Here is a 15,735-nt window from a genome sequence, read left to right as displayed (position 1 = left end):
TTAGGATGAATATAACAGAAAGACTAAAACAGGATGTACAACAACACCCGGTACTTCAAAATAACAAATGGTTGGAAGAAAAAAGTTCTCTTCTTTCAAAACAAGATCTTCTCCTCTGGTTGAGCCAGGAATACTTCGTTTCGGTTGGATTTGTAAACTGGTTCTTATGGACGGCAGCTATCAGCCCCTCACAGGAAGCCCAGATGATTTTAGTAAAAAATATCTGGGAAGAATTAGGAGAAGGTAATATTGAGGAAACCCACGTAAATATTCTGAAAAGTTTCCTATCTTCTATGAAGATTCCAATAGAAAGCCTCAAGCTCTTTCCGGAAACAGCAGAATATCTGGGTATGATGAAAGAAATCACCAATACCAACTTTTACGAGGCTCTCGGTGCCCTCGGTCCTGCTAATGAGTATTTACTTAAATTAGAGTATTCTAAAGTATATGAAGCTTATCTAAAGCTCAGGGAGAAAGAAAATGTCCCGGAAGCCAGATTTTTTAAGGTAAACCTCGAAGCAGATGAATCTCACAGTGCTCAAATGTTTCGTCTGATTGAAGCAGTAGCCGATACAGAAGAAAAACAAAAAAGTGTCTTAGAAGGAAATATAAAAGCACTGAATGCCAGAATTCTATTTTATGAAGGACTAATGGCCAGAACGCAGTTTTAAAAGGTAAAGAATAAACATTCCGAGAAACGGAATCAGGGGAAGATACAGAATAAAAGAAAAATAGGAATAACCCCTAAGATAGTGACTTAAGCGCCTGATAGCAAAAAAACCCGGGTATCGAACCCCCCTGTAAATCATTTGTATTTCCCCGGAACATAGTTCCGGGCTTAAGGAAGGGTGGAACTCTTTTAGATCTTCCGGCTTAATTTCTCGAAAGGAAAGAAATTCAACCGAATCATCTATCATCCTGCTTTCCAATTTCTTTGCAAGGGAAGTACAAAACGGACAGTTACCATCGTATAAAAAAATATTATTTTTCATAAAAATCCACCTTGCTTCTCCTGACATAATCACAGACTCCAGGAATCAGGTTTGGATCAAGATTAATCCAAAATACATGCCAGTCAGCAAATTTATGCATGCCGGAACACTCTTTCGCATACCACTTATTGATAGTATTACGAGGATTCGCTCTCCAGAATATAATGGGAAACCTATCCAGCATAATATCCCAGAGTTCTCGTCCGATACCTTCTCCTCTGGCAATCTCATCCACAGCAAACTTGGTTAAATAAAAACCATACTCAGATTTCCTTATAATAGCGGCTCCTCTATATTCCTGCTCCAGGAGGATAACCATATCAGGTTCAGATAAAAAATCCTGATTTACTTTTTTCTTAAATGCCGTTTCTAAAAGATTTATGATTTTATCTTTATCTAAGGATTCAAAACCTTCATAGACCTGAATTTCACTTCCTCTTTTAATGTAGGTACCGCAACCCTTGACGGTAAACAATTCTTTAAAAAGGTTTACTGGCGAAGTAATGGCAGAACTAAGGGCTCTCTGCGGAAGATTGTTAAAAAGAGCATTTATTTTTCCTAATATATCGGCTTTTTCTGAATCCAAATCATCTTTAAGCCTATTATAATCTTTGTGCAAGTTAATAATAGAAATATAAGAATTTCCATTAAGCGTTTTAAAACCCTGTTCCTTATAAAAAAACAGAAGCTTGGCTGTCTGTAAAAATTCAGCTAACTTTTGAATGATTGGATAAGGATCATCACCTTCCTGTATGGCTAAGATAGGAATTTTCTTTTCAGCAATTTTCCTACTGATAATATTAGGATCCTGAAGAGTAGTCTTTACATCAAGGCTCTCTAAAAATGAGTTATGAGTCTCTCTGCTTTCCTGTTTTACATCATAGTAGGAACTATAGAATAGCTTTATATACTCAACTGCCGACTTATCCATAAGAACCACAGGATACAGATCCAGACGATGCAAAAGTTTCAAATCATAAAGCAAAGGTCCCGCATACTCACTGATAAGTTCAGAGGGAATATAGATAATCGCAAAACTTTCCGGTTTTGCTTCTCTGTATTTTTTTAAAAAGATAAGACTATCTGTATTATTTCCTGTTAATTCAAAAAAACGAAGAAGTACATCCCTGTTTTTCATAATATTATATACTGTACCATTTTGCCTTTCAGATTGGATATGGGAAGCTTCATGCTTTTTTCTTCTTTTAGACGCATGTTTGCAGGAAGACTCCTATCTCCACAAATAATTGCCACCGTATAAGTCCTGTAATACTGTTTTAGAATTTCACCAAAACGCTTATAAAAGCCCTGAATGTCTTCTACCTGTAATCTCAATCCATAGGGAGGATTACTGAGTATATAAGAATTTTCTATAGTATCGGGAGAAGAAACAGTAAAGAAATCCTCTACTCGGAATTCTATCCAATCGGATACACCTGCCAGCTCTGCATTTTCCAAAGCCAACTTTATAATTTCCGGATTTTTATCTATGCCTACAAATAAAGGCTTTTCTGGAGCCGCATTTTCTGTCTTTGGAACCTTGCCAAACAGTTTCAAAAAAGCTTTCGAAGAACTCAATCGTTTATAGTTAATATAGCCGGAAGTCTTCATCAAGAGAGCTGCTTCAATCAGTATAGTTCCGGAACCACACATCGGATCCAGCATAAAGGAACCTTCTTTCCAGCCGGAGAAACGAAGTAAAGCCTGAGCCATATTTTCACGAATCGGAGCTCCTTCCGAAGAGAGTCGGTAACCCCTGTGGCTTAAACTTTTTGCACTTAAGGACAAGAAGAGCTCCACATTTTCTCCCCTTTTCCGAAGTAAAAACAGGTAATCGGGTTCTTCTCTTTCAATACTCGGTCTTTCTCCGGTTTTATCTCGAAATCGATCTACCAGGGCGTCTTTCGCTTTATAAACAACATAACGGGAATTCTTTAGTATTCTGTCCGACTCAGCCTCTATCTTAAATGTATCCTCTGTTCTAAGTAAATCTTCCCAGGGAAAAGAATAGATGGACTCATACAGATCTCTTTCCGTTCTTACGCCAAATTCAGCCAGAAGAACCGAGATCCGTGAGGTAAACCGGGTTTTCAAAGAAAACTCAATGATAGAGTCCCTCTTCGCTTTAAAATAACATCCGCCCCGGTTTTTGTCTAAAATTCTACAGGAATTCTCTTTTAGCTCTTCTTCTAAAAATTCCTGTAAACCTTCCGATGCACTGGCATGAAAAATAAGACTTTCCAGTTGATCTTTCATGCGCTTGCTTCCGGAAGTAGTTTTTCCTCTACAGGTAAGGACTCTGTATTTTCCCCGCTTAATTGCGGTAACTCTCCCAATCCTTTCCTTTTTATGCCTTTCAGACGATCCTTCCAATCATGAGTCATACAGTATAAAACAGGAATAATAATCAGAATCAGAGCCGAGGAAAATGCAAGCCCCCAACCAATCGCAAGAGCCATAGGAACTAAAAAAGGATCCTCTCCACCAATTCCATAAGCAGTTGGTAATATTCCTAAAACGGTAGTAACCGTAGTCAAAATAACGGGTCGTAAACGAATAATACCTGCTTTCAGACATATTTCGAGGTTTGTTGCATCCGGATTTTCCGATCGGAGTTTGTTAGCAAAGTCCACAAGAACTATGGAGTCGTTTACAACAATCCCGGATAAACCTACGATCCCAATCATACTTAAAAAGCTAAAATAGTGGTCATGAAGTACAAAAGCTAAAACAACGCCTATAAATGCAAAAGGAATAGCAGACACAACAATTACCGGCTGCACAAACGAACCAAACAAAGAGGCGAGAATCATAAAAATAAAAATAAAGGCAACCAGAAAAGCTCGTCCGAGGCTGGCCATAGATTCTTCCGTATCTTTATTTTCTCCACCAAATCGAACCCGATAACCCGGATACTTTTGAATAATCCCGGCAGCTAACTTCTTGATTTTCCCATTGGCTTCCCTCGAAGTCGTTTTGGTCTCATCCACATTTGCGGTAGCTGTTATCAAACGCTTTCCATCGAGGTGATTGATTGAAACAACACCCGGCTTAACCGTATAACTAATCATCTTAGAGACAGGAATTAAGTTCCCGATACGATTCATGACATAGAGCTTATCTAAGGATTTTATACTATTCCGATATTCTTCCGGAAAACGAACCCGTACGTCCACTTCTTCATCTGCCCTTTTGATTGTAGTCGCTACCGTACCGTTAAACGCCGTGTTCACAGCAGTAGCAATCTGGAAAATAGAGATACCGGCCAGAGAAGCAAGCTTTTCATCTATTTTGAGTTGGATTTCATCTTTACCGGATATAAAATCATCTGATATATCAGCCACTCCATCAACCTTCTGCATAGTGTTTTTATATTCAGCTACAATCTTCTTTATCGTCTCAAAATCATCACCCAGGACTTCGATGGCTATAGGTTTCCCAACCGGCGGGCCTCCCTGTAATTTTTCATAATCCAGAGAAACAAGTTTACCTTCTAATTTTTTAAATTGCTCCGGTGTAGGATCATAGGTAAATGGCTTTTTCTTTGACTCTACCTTTGAAACCATTTGGTCCACTTTATATCTCATTGAAGAAAGAAAAGACATCTTCCCGGATCTATATAAGGCTTCCTGTTCTTCTTTCAACTTCTTTATTCTTTTCTCTTCTTCTATAAACTTATTCAAATAGGCTTTTTTTGATTCTTCATTTAAAAGATAAAAAGTCTTTTTACGTAAGGCATTAATGACATCCTCTGTACTTCTCTCTCTTGAACTATCCGGAGTTAAATAAACAATCAGTTGGGCAAAGTTTTTACCACGTTTTGTAAAGGGGTCGTTTGGATCTTTTTGTATAATTCCAATGCGGGTTACAAAGTTTTCCAGCTCTGTATTGGGAAGCTTAGAAACTTCTGACTCAATAGCTCTTGCGAACCATTCGGTTTCTTCGAGGGTAAGACCCGTTTTAGCTTCTAACTTTACCTGGAAAATTTCAATGGCTCCCGGAAAAAGCTTAAACTTTCCAAACTTGCTAAATATACCCAGAACAACAAGAAAGACAAGATTTAGTATAAGAATGGTCTTATATTTATGCCTCAAGCACCAGTATAAACTTGATTTATAAACACTGTCTTTTAAGAAAACAAAGAAGTCATCAAACATAATAGGAAAGAATAATATAGAAATCAGCAAATATAAGAAGTAATTTTTTTCCTTTAAGGAACGAATCTTATTTCTGAAGTCTTCTACCTTACCCTTTTTTTCCGTAAGTTGCTTACCGGTTTTGTTTTTCGTAATATCATAGACGTGTAAAGGCAGGACAAAGAAAGCTTCCAATAAGGAGGAAAAAAGAGCTAAAATCACTACCAGGGGAATCGAGTATACGAATTTACCGAATATGCCTGACATGAAAAGAAGTGGAGAAAAAGCCGCTACAGTAGTTGTAATAGTTGCCGTAACCGGAGACACTACTTCATACGTTCCCTGTATACAGGCTTCCCGAACTTCCATGCCTTCTTCAATTAAGCGATATATATTTTCACTGATAATGATAGCATCATCAACCAGCATCCCTACTACAATAATAAGACCCATCATAGAGATCAGGTTTAAGGTAATACCCAAATAGCTTATCGCGATAAACGTCATTGCTATCGTAAGGGGAAGACCCACAGCCACCATGACTGAAATTCTCCAGCCCAGGAAAAAGAACAAAGACGCAACGACGAGAAAAAAACCGGTGAAACCATTCGATAAAAGTACCTTTAACCTTCTTCGAATATACTTGGACATATCATTTACATAAGATATTTCTACTTCATTTTTTACCGTTTTCTGATATTCTTCAACGACTTTCTTTACCTGGTCAACGAGACTGATGGCATCTCCTTTCTCACGTTTTAAAACGGTAAGGACTATAGAAGAGAGCCCGTTTACCTTATCCAGATACAGAGCATCTTCAAAGTCTTCCTTTACCTTTGCAACATCTTTCAAACGGATATAACGTCCTGCATCATTCGTTCTTAAAAACACATCTTCAATTTCAGAAGCAGTATCAAACTCACCCACCGTTCTGACAATAGACTCAATACCATTATTAGAAATATTTCCGCCGGGGAAGTTAATATTACGATTTTTTAATGCAGAAATAATCACATCGGGACTTAAAGACAGAGAATCCAAAGATAAGGGGTTTATATCTACATGCATTTCTGTATTACGATAACCCCTTTTTACAATACGACCTACTTCCGGAATATCCAGAATCATTTCTTCCAGAACCTAAGCTTTTTCTCTGAGTTGCTTTTCGCTTAAAACGGGTTTTCCATCTTTTTGCTTAACCCCCACATTTACTTCAATAACCGGTGAACGAGCAGAGGTAATCTCTTGTATAATAGGTTTTTTAACGTCATCCGGAATATCTTCTACCGAATCAACAGCGGACTTAATATCATCTACAACCTTCTGTGTATCGGTAGTATTCGGATCAATGGTAATCACAATCCCGGATCGGTTTTCAATAGAAGCCGAACGGATTTCTTTGATTCCATCTACCGCTTTTATCCCTTCTTCTATGGGTTTGGTGACTAACTTTTCTACTTCAGAAGGTGAAGCACCGGGATAAACAGTCGTTACAGTTACTATATCAAAATTAATATTAGGAAATGCTTCCCGATTCATAGTGGCGGCTATATAAAAGCCTATGAGAAGGATAAGGAAAGTTAAGAAATTGATAAAAATTCCCTTATCCAAAAAATATTGGATTACTGATCGCATACTAAAGATTTCTCCAGTTCGACAAGCATTCCAACCGGCAAAAGCCTGTCAAGAAAACTGATTCTTTAATTCTTTACCGGTTTATCTTCGTTCCATTCCCCATCAAAAACTACCTTATACAGCTTTCCTTTTCCGTGTTTTTTATCGTCTTTCCACTCACCCTCATAGATATATCCGTTCTTATATATCATTTTCCCCTTTCCATTATATAAGCCATTTCTAAAATATCCTATATAGAGATTTCCTTCGTTATCTTGAAACTTCCCCTTTCCTTCTGCCTGACCGGCTTTGAAATAACCATAGTACATTTCTCCTGTAGAAAAACGAGCTTTCCCCAGGCCGTGAGGTAAGTTATTTTCCCAACTTCCTTTATACAAATAACCATCTGATTTCTTCAATTCTCCCTTACCATGAAACTTTCCGTCTTTGAAATAACCTTTGTAATTGGCTTTAATCTCTCCTTCTGACATTTCAGCTTCCCCGTAACCATTCTGACAGTCTCCTTTCGAACAGGCTCCGCTTTTTTCTTCTTCGGCTAACAGGGGATAAGCAAAGGAAGTAAGTATAAACAATAGAATAAAAAAAACCTTTAATCGTTTCATCAAGCACCTCAATAGTTCAAATAATTTATTACCAGCCTATAAGACACCAAGCCTGACTCATATCTTTTTTTTCTGTTTTTTTCCATTCTGCCATTGACCGGAGAAAATAACCCGTTCATATCTATCATAGAGAGTACCGAATCCATGTGCCCGACTTTTTTTCCATTCTCCTGAGTATTTTCCTCCCTCCTTAAAATAAAAAACTCCCACTCCTTCAGCATTTCCATCCTTCCATTGTCCAAAGTATTCTTCTCCACCGGAATAATACAGGATACCAAAACCATTGGCTTTATTATTTTTCCATTCCCCTTCGTAATAATCCCCATTAGAATAACGAAATAAGCCCTTTCCGTTCGAGCACCCTCCCTTTATGCAAAGACAGGGAATTTTCCAAATAAAAACAAAATATGTAGTCAAAAAAAGAAAGGTTTTCATAAATCTAAAAGAGCATAGAAATATAAAGAGGCAAGAAGCTTTTTTAAATTGACTCCTGAATAGCAAAAGCGTATTCTACATTGAAACAGGTGCTAAATTTAAAATATGGAAGAGCAATTAGCAAGAATTCTGATAGCGGAAGATGAAGAATCTATAAGGGAAACCCTTGCGAATTTCCTGGAAATTCAGGGTTACTTAGTAAGTCAGGCCGAAAATGGAGAAGATGCCTTAAACCAGTCTTCCCATAAGGATTTTGATTTATATTTAGTGGATTTAATGATGCCTATTTTAACCGGTGAACAATTCATTAAACAACTTAAAATAAAAAATCCGGACGCGATGGTTATCGTTCTGACCGCTATTGTTCATCCCGAAAAGATCGTAGATATTATGAGACTCGGTGTTTTCAATTACCTCGTAAAACCCTTTAATAATCAGAAATTGCTGGAAACCATCGATTTAGCACTTAATTATAGCCAGGCTCATCATCTCGAGAAAATTCAGGAACTAAGTTCAACTAAAGAAAAGCAGAATGATATCCTCTGGGATAATTACAAACAGGGGAAATTAAACAAAGAAAACCTCGAAATTTCCGTAAACCTCATCAACAATTTACAGGCTACCATTTCACAGGGTAGTGGCTTTGGCTCCGCCATGACCCTGACTGACATGATAAAGATGATTCGAAAACCCATGGTAGTAGAGGGAGAAGAGAAATACCTCGTAGATAAAGAGATTCTAGACCTGCTGGTAAGCAATAATAACCTCTGCCGGCAGCAGATAAGTTCCATTACCAATGCCCTTTCCATTTTTTCCCAGTCTTCCATTACTTTAAGTCCCAGAACCTCCGGAGAAGTAACCAATGACGTTCTAAGCCTTGCCAGTCAATTATCCAAAATTGCTCAGGAAAAAAAAGACTGTAAGTTTTTTATAGAACCTCCTAAAAAAAGTTATAATCTCATGGTTAATACGGAGTATATGAGCATTGCTTTTGAAGAAATTCTGATAAATGCCATGAAATTTTCCCTCAAACATACCACTATCAACGTAATCACAGGTTTTCGAGATGGTTTTTTTGTCCTGACCTGCATTAATCCTGTAGATGATAAAATGGGAACGATAACCGAAGAGCAAGAAAAGCTGCTTTTAAAACCCTTTTTACGTTTAATGCCCCCGGTGGAAGATTTTTATGAAGTCGAAAAGTTTGGAATGGGTCTCGGCCTTTCCGTAGTAAACCAGGTTATCAAACTCCATAACGGGACCTTTTCTATCGGGAATATAAAGGAATATATTTCAGAAAGTTCTAAAAAATGTGTCATCTCTGAAGTTGGAATCCCTGTAATCTAATCATTTAGGGTAGTATATGAATATAAATTTTAAAATTTTTTTCCAAACCCTGTTTTTCCTTTTAATACAAATATCTCTCGGAACCTGCATTACAAAACCTGCTGTAGTAGAACCCAAAATTGTAACCAAAGTAGAGGTCAAATACGAATACAAATATGTTCCCGTCCTAAAAAAGCACCCTTCCGAGTCCAATATCAAAGAATCGATTCATCGTTTCTATAAAGAAACCATTCCGAGCTTAAAAGAAAAAAAAATCGCTCTCGTAACCAACCCTTCCGGTATAGGAAGAGATCCCTTTACACTTAAAGATACACTGCAAAAACACTCGGTTCATCTAAGTTTCCTTCTGGCTCTTGAACATGGTATACTCGGTTTGGAAGAAGACTTCAGCAATAAAGTTCAGACCCAGGATAAGATTCTGGAAGTTCCGGCCTATCACGTTTACAGGCTAAAACGGAAGCAATTACAGGCGCTTTTAAAAGAAGTGGATGCGGTGGTTTTTGATGTTCAGGGGATGGGAATTCGTTGTTATACCTATCTCACAGTTTTAAAACGCATTATGGACGTTCTATCCGAAAAAACCGAATTAATTGTTCTGGACCACATTCCACCCGGTCTTTCGCTCGGAATCCGGGGAGATACTCTCGAAAAACCCTATAAAAATTTTGCTGCTGAGTTTCCTTTACCCTTTATAACCGGTCTCAGCATAGGAGAAGCAGCCCTTTACTATAATCATGAATTCTTAGCCTCGAGGGTAAAGCTTAAGGTGTTAAAAGTAGAGAACTACAAGCGCAATATTCCGTATGAGGCCAGCGGTCTTCCCTGGTATACTCCCTCGCCCAACCTGCCCGGGCTGGAATCTGCCAGAAATTATTATAGTCTTGTTTTATTAGAAGGTACCAACCTCTCAGTTGGCAGAGGAACCCAGGCCCCTTTCATTTACTTTGGTGCTCCTTACTTGAAAAAAGCGAGTGAGATTGCAGCCGAACTCAATAAAAATGCAAAAGGGGATTTCTTCTTTCAGTCTGTTTTTTTTAAACCGGCTTTCGGTCCATACAAAGGGGAAATATGTTTCGGGATGAAGCTGAGTATATTTAAAAATGATTACGATCCCATCCAACTTTCCTATGAGCTGATTAAAACTATTAAAAAATACCACCCGGAAGAGTTCCAATGGAGAGAATTCAGTGGAAAATTCTTTCTGGATAACCTCTGGGGAAACCCCGGTTTTCGAAAAAGCATAGACGCCAACCTCGCTTATGATTCGTTTTACGAGGTTTTTGCAAAAAAGGAAAAGTTATACCAGGAAAACGTTAAAAAATACTACCTTTACCCGGAGAAATGATGCTGGAAGGATACTACTCAAGAAAACAGGGCGAAATTTCCTTGACTACCGGTTTAAACCGGTAGTTAGTAGGACTTACCCGGAGAAATGATGCTGGAAGGATACTTGAGAATGATGGGTTTTGAAGAAACCCAACCCCTTACCTACTACCTGAATTATGTTACCTATTCCGGTAATGGCAAACAAAAAGAAGAAGCCAATCTTCAGACTTCAGAATTCAGTCTAAATTCCCTCTTAGGAAAGAAGGTACAATTCTATTTATCCGGCCTTATCCGCTGTGTAGACTGCGGTCGGTCTACAAAAAAAGCCTTCGGAAACTCCTGCTATAGTTGTTTTATCAGATTAGCTAAAAATGATACCTGCATGGTTCATCCGGAAACCTGTCACTTCCTGCACGGCACCTGTAGAGAACCGGACTGGGGGAAAGAAAATTGTATCAAAAAACATACCATCTATCTTGCGAATACCAGCGGTCTTAAAGTAGGAATTACACGGGAAGAACCTCCCACTAAACGCTGGGTAGACCAGGGTGCCATTCAGGCCATTCCGATACTCGAAGTCAAGGACCGAAAAACCGCCGGAGAAATCGAAAAATTCCTGGCCAACTCCTTAAATGATAAGACTTCCTGGCAGAAAATGATAGGTGGAAAACCTGAAGAACTAAATCTCTCCGAACTCAGAAGAGTAAACCTCGAAAAACTTCCGGATATCCTTTTGAAAGAAAAAAAAGCGAAAGTCCAGAATAAAAAAGAAACCAGCCTCGAATACCCGGTTATAGATTATAAATCTAAAAAAGTCTCGTATAAACCGGGAAAAATACTGGAGGATGAACTAATCGGGATTAAGGGTCAATACTTGCTTTTTAGAACCTGTGTAATAAACCTGAGAACCTATTCCGGTTATCACTTTACCCTATCCTTTTAGCTCAGGAGTAGATTCCGTAGTTATTATATGTTCTAATATCTACTTCTGTCTCGACTTCCACACTTGCTTCGTGAAAACAGGCTGCCATACGGAGAGGAAAGTCATGAAGTAACATCAATAAACCGATCCCGGAAGAAGTTCCGGCTACATTCTCCGAGTTTTTTTGCAGACGTGAGAAATATTTCTCTTCGACCGAAGATGGATTCTGGATAATTTCTCCAAAAGTCTTTTTAAAATTTTCGAGTTTTTCCTCGGAGAGAGTATTTTTAACATGGATCCTGATATAAGTGGCAGAGGAGTAGATACGAACCTCAATGGTATCATCGAGAGAGCTTGAAAATTTTATCGCATTCTCGATTAGCTCATTAAAGATTGTGGATAAGGCATTCACCAGATCGGGTAAATCAGATTCTCGATTCACAGGAATGGAAAAGGATTGAAGCTTTGCAATGCAATCGGATAAGACACTGCACTTTTTCCAGGCACTCCGGAAATCTCCTACTTTTAATCTGAAATGAAGGAAACTTGCTTTTTCTTCATCCTGCAATAACTCTTTTGTATAATTACCTATAATCTGCATGTAGCATCACGAATGAAATTGGACTCAAGAATAAAAAAAGACTTTTCTATTTGAGGAAAGCTTTTTACCCTTTACTTATAATCTCTCTAAAAAACATGTTGAGTATTATCAAAAATTTTTCAATTCTATTTTTTTTTACAATATATTTCTTTTTATATTTTCACATTGAAGCAAATAATACGTTTAAAATCGAAGACTCTTTTATATTTCGTAATTTATCACAGGATATACGTCTTTCTTTTGAGGATAAGGAGAAAAAGCCATTTTCCATAGAACCTGAATCTTTTTTTCAGTCTGGATCCGATTTTCCACCGGGCCTAAAGTCTGATAAGGGTTCTATATTTAAAAAGCTTATCGACAATCCCTGCTGGATACAATTTTCTTTTATAGAAAATAGAAAGAACCTGTCTCCTCTCTACCTTGAACTGGGTTGGTCTGCTATCGACAAAATAGAAGTCTACTACCGGAACAAAGAAGGAACTTTTATAAAAAAAGAGAGCGGAGATCTTTTTCCTTTTTATCAAAGAGAAATCCCGGAACCCGGCTTCATTTTTCGAATCCCTTCCTATAAACAAAAGAAACAGGATGTTCTGCTCCGAATACAATCTAAAGGTAGCGTTCCTATTAGTTTAAAACTATATAATCATGCAACCTTTACTGAGTTAAAATCCCAAAAAACTTTAATGCACGGGATATTTTATGGAACTCTCCTTGCCATGTTCCTATATAATTGCTTCATCTATATACGACTACAGGATAAGGCTTATCTGTACTACAACCTGTATGTTTTCAGTATTTTATTTACTACTCTAATCTTAGATGGGTATTCCTATAAATACTTCTGGCCGACAAAGCCCAGTCTACAAAATAATACCCTGCTCTTTTTTATAAACCTTTCCTTAAGCTTTGCATCCCTATTCTGTATTTCCTTTTTAAACCTATCCAATTTGTATACAAAAGCCTACACTTTTTTGAAAGCCTATACGTTCTTCAGTTTTATCTTTGCTGTTATTTCTCTTTTTACTTACAAATTTTATTTTACTATTCTAATATTCTTTTCCATATTTATCTTCTTAATACTTTTATCCTTCGCTATTTACCAGAAATTTCGATATAAAAAAGAACCGAATAAAAAGTTTTTCGCACTGGCCTGGATATTTTACAGCATAGGAATTGTTTTATTTATCAGCTGGCACTTAGGGCTTGTTCCTGATTATACCATTTTTTCCCACGGTTTACATCTGGGAGCTGTTTTAGAAACTTTATTGCTTGGCTTTGCACTGGCAGATAAAATAGATTTGATTCTTAAAGAAAAAAAAGTTGCCCAAATTGAGGCTCTTGAAAACCTTCAAAGAATTCAAATACTAAAAGCAGAAGTAACTCAACAGTTAGAAGAAAAAGTAGAGCAGAGAACCCGCCTGATAAAAATTCAGCAGCTTGAATTAGAAAAACAAATAGACCTTGCACAAAGAATCCATAACACTCTTTTACCTAAAAAAATACCCGAAACCAATCATTTTGAACTCTTTCATAATTTTAGGCCCATGATGAAATTGGGTGGAGATTTTCTTGATTTTCGTTATAATAGACTTAGACAAAAACTAAATCTCTTTATCTGTGATGTTTGCGGACACGGAATCGGGGCCGCTTTCCTTGCCGTCATGGTAAAGATGACACTCGATGCAGACGAATCGAAAGAAGAGAATCCGGCTAAAATTTTAAAAGATCTGCATGAACACCTCGATGCAAATCTGGCCGGGAATTTTATTACTGCCATGGCCTGTCATATAGATTTAAGGAGAGGTCGTTTACAACTTGCCAGTGCGGGTCACCCTCCGGCCATCCTCTTCCAGTCCGGAGAAGAGTATCAACTAATTAAACCAAAAGGAAAGCTGATAACGAGCGGAATTACGCCTAATTGTGAAAATTCAAAAATTAAGCTTACTGATAATTCCTTACTTCTTTTGTATACCGATGGACTTGTAGAAGTCCGAAACAAACAGGATGAATTATTCAGTGAAACCAATCTGGCCAACCTTGTTGCCGGAAATCTGGACAAAAGTCTTCCGGAAATATCAGAACTCATAATGGAAGAACTCGAAAGTTTCTGTCCGGGCTCTTTATCCAGTCCGGAAGATGATATTAGTTATATTCTTTTCCGATACAAGAAATAATATGAAACAACTATATACTACTATTCTAATTCTCTTTTTAGGCCTTCAATTCACAAACTGTGAAAGAACTGTAAACCTTATTTTTTCCGACAAAGATGATGTAAAAATCGGGGCTTCCATAGATAAAGAAATTCGCAGGAATAAAAGGAAATACAGGATATTCAATGGCTGGAAAATTCGAAACTACGTTCAGGAGATTACCAACACTCTTTTAAAATCTCCTGCAATAAAGAAGAAGAAAGTTTACCCTTACCGTGTAAATATTCTCGATGACGACAAAACGATCAATGCCTTCTGTACTCCCGGTGGCTTTATCTACGTTTATACCGGTTTATTAAAAATTTTACCCAATGAAGCCAGCCTGGCAGCCGTTCTGGCACACGAAATAGCCCATGCGGAAAAACGTCATGCCAGACAAAGAATGCTTTCTTCTATAGGGATAAGCCTGATCCTTTCCATCATCCTTCAGGATACCTCATCCGTATTAGTTGAAATGGGCACTCGATTCGCAGGCAATCTGGCTCTCCTTACCAATAGTCGCTTTGATGAGATGGAATCCGATAAAATGGCTTTCCTCTATTTAAAAGATAGTCCCTACTATCCCGGTGCTATGTCTTTTTTCTTTGATATCGTTCGAGACAAGAAAAATCGGGGTGGAGTTGTTGGAAAAGCCATTCAGGGAATGCTATCCACACATCCCTTACCGGATAAGCGCCTGAGAGAAAATGCAAAGCGAATCAAGAAGGCAGGTTTAAAAGAACCGGAAGAAAATCAACTTTTCTCCAAGCGCTACCAAAGAATGTTAAAACAATATCTGCTGCATGATGAAATATGAATATATTACTGACAAATGACGATGGAATTGAGGCACCCGGAATTCGCAGCTTATTCAACTGTGTTTCAGGTAATAAAGTTTTTGTAGCTCCCCATGAAGCGAAATCCGGTTGCGGACATCAGGTCAGCACAGGGAGAGATTTTCAAATCGAAAAAAGAACAGAAACTGAATTTGCAATTCATGGAACTCCGGCAGATTGCGTCCGCCTTTTTCCTTTTCTCTTAAAAGACAAAATTGATTGGGTTTTATCCGGGATAAACGCGGGGGGAAATCTTGGTGTTGATTTATATATTTCCGGAACAGCAGCAGCGGCCAGGGAAGCAGCCATTCTGGGCTATAATGCTATAGCTATCTCTCAAAGAATTCGGGATAAAAACCCCATCAACTGGGAAATGAGCGAAAGATATACTAAGCAAGTTTTATCAGAACTGATGAATAAGCCACTTGCCGAGAAAACATTCTGGAATGTAAATCTACCCCATATTTTCTCTGGAGAAAAGGAACCGAAAATTGTTTACTGCACAGCTTCCAAACTTCCCCTGGACATGAACTATGTGATTAAGGGAAGCAGAGCTCTTTATCGTGGAGATTATGCGAAAAGGCCGAGAGAAACAGGAAGTGATGTAGATGTTTGCTTTTCAGGAAATATTGCAGTTAGTCTTATAGAGATATAAAAATAATTTTATGACAAGTCCTTCATAAATAGAGTTTTTATTTAAAAATCGCTTGC

The 15,735-nt window shown here is 37.9% G+C and carries 13 protein-coding genes and 1 pseudogene; 7 read left to right on the top strand and 7 right to left on the bottom strand.

Features of this window, described 5'->3' with window-relative positions; genetic code table 11:
* The first annotated feature begins 5 nt into the window (after positions 1 to 5).
* On the top strand, positions 6 to 671 hold the full coding sequence (locus tag H7A25_16195; protein MCP5501443.1) for an iron-containing redox enzyme family protein: 666 nt from the start codon (positions 6 to 8) through the stop codon (positions 669 to 671).
* On the opposite strand, the gene H7A25_16190 is transcribed toward H7A25_16195, so the two are convergent.
* From H7A25_16190 to H7A25_16165, 6 genes and pseudogenes are all read right to left on the bottom strand, one after another.
* The gene (locus H7A25_16190; protein MCP5501442.1) at positions 648 to 992 is read right to left on the bottom strand and encodes a DUF393 domain-containing protein; all 345 of its coding nucleotides are present in this window, start codon (positions 990 to 992) and stop codon (positions 648 to 650) included. The genes H7A25_16195 and H7A25_16190 overlap by 24 nt on opposite strands.
* Positions 982 to 2,130, bottom strand: coding sequence for a hypothetical protein (locus H7A25_16185; protein ID MCP5501441.1), 1,149 nt, complete (start codon positions 2,128 to 2,130; stop codon positions 982 to 984). The genes H7A25_16190 and H7A25_16185 overlap by 11 nt, the downstream gene beginning before the upstream one ends.
* On the bottom strand, positions 2,127 to 3,248 hold the full coding sequence (locus H7A25_16180) for an N-6 DNA methylase (protein ID MCP5501440.1): 1,122 nt from the start codon (positions 3,246 to 3,248) through the stop codon (positions 2,127 to 2,129). The genes H7A25_16185 and H7A25_16180 overlap by 4 nt, the downstream gene beginning before the upstream one ends.
* Positions 3,245 to 6,763: pseudogene (locus tag H7A25_16175) on the bottom strand (efflux RND transporter permease subunit). Before H7A25_16175 ends, H7A25_16180 begins: the two are co-directional and overlap by 4 nt.
* 65 nt (positions 6,764 to 6,828) lie before the next feature.
* Positions 6,829 to 7,365: a hypothetical protein gene (locus H7A25_16170; GenBank protein ID MCP5501439.1), complete on the bottom strand. Its 537-nt coding sequence runs from the start codon at positions 7,363 to 7,365 to the stop codon at positions 6,829 to 6,831.
* Positions 7,366 to 7,422: 57 nt separating this feature from the next.
* On the bottom strand, positions 7,423 to 7,782 hold the full coding sequence (locus tag H7A25_16165) for a hypothetical protein (GenBank protein MCP5501438.1): 360 nt from the start codon (positions 7,780 to 7,782) through the stop codon (positions 7,423 to 7,425).
* A gap of 123 nt (positions 7,783 to 7,905) precedes the next feature.
* Between H7A25_16165 and H7A25_16160 the strand changes: the two genes are divergently transcribed.
* From H7A25_16160 to H7A25_16150, 3 genes are all read left to right on the top strand, one after another.
* Complete coding sequence (locus H7A25_16160) at positions 7,906 to 9,147, top strand: response regulator (protein MCP5501437.1); 1,242 nt, start codon at positions 7,906 to 7,908, stop codon at positions 9,145 to 9,147.
* 16 nt (positions 9,148 to 9,163) lie between these two features.
* The gene (locus H7A25_16155) at positions 9,164 to 10,492 is read left to right on the top strand and encodes a DUF1343 domain-containing protein (protein MCP5501436.1); all 1,329 of its coding nucleotides are present in this window, start codon (positions 9,164 to 9,166) and stop codon (positions 10,490 to 10,492) included.
* A 90-nt stretch (positions 10,493 to 10,582) separates the two neighbouring features.
* The gene (locus H7A25_16150; protein ID MCP5501435.1) at positions 10,583 to 11,416 is read left to right on the top strand and encodes a DUF2797 domain-containing protein; all 834 of its coding nucleotides are present in this window, start codon (positions 10,583 to 10,585) and stop codon (positions 11,414 to 11,416) included.
* Between the two features lies 1 nt (position 11,417).
* On the opposite strand, the gene H7A25_16145 is transcribed toward H7A25_16150, so the two are convergent.
* Positions 11,418 to 11,996, bottom strand: coding sequence for a hypothetical protein (locus H7A25_16145; protein ID MCP5501434.1), 579 nt, complete (start codon positions 11,994 to 11,996; stop codon positions 11,418 to 11,420).
* A 95-nt stretch (positions 11,997 to 12,091) separates the two neighbouring features.
* Between H7A25_16145 and H7A25_16140 the strand changes: the two genes are divergently transcribed.
* Genes H7A25_16140 through surE form a run of 3 tightly spaced genes read left to right on the top strand, consistent with a single transcriptional unit; the run spans position 12,092 to position 15,679 of the window.
* Positions 12,092 to 14,170, top strand: coding sequence for a SpoIIE family protein phosphatase (locus H7A25_16140; protein ID MCP5501433.1), 2,079 nt, complete (start codon positions 12,092 to 12,094; stop codon positions 14,168 to 14,170).
* A 1-nt stretch (position 14,171) separates the two neighbouring features.
* Complete coding sequence (locus H7A25_16135) at positions 14,172 to 15,005, top strand: M48 family metalloprotease (GenBank protein MCP5501432.1); 834 nt, start codon at positions 14,172 to 14,174, stop codon at positions 15,003 to 15,005.
* Positions 15,002 to 15,679, top strand: coding sequence for a 5'/3'-nucleotidase SurE (gene surE, locus H7A25_16130; protein MCP5501431.1), 678 nt, complete (start codon positions 15,002 to 15,004; stop codon positions 15,677 to 15,679). The genes H7A25_16135 and surE overlap by 4 nt, the downstream gene beginning before the upstream one ends.
* Positions 15,680 to 15,735: the final 56 nt, after the last annotated feature.

This window comes from Leptospiraceae bacterium (assembly GCA_024233835.1).
Lineage (GTDB): Bacteria > Spirochaetota > Leptospiria > Leptospirales > Leptospiraceae > JACKPC01.
Note: the sequence above shows the minus strand (reverse complement) of the source record. Positions and strands in the feature narration are given on the sequence as shown.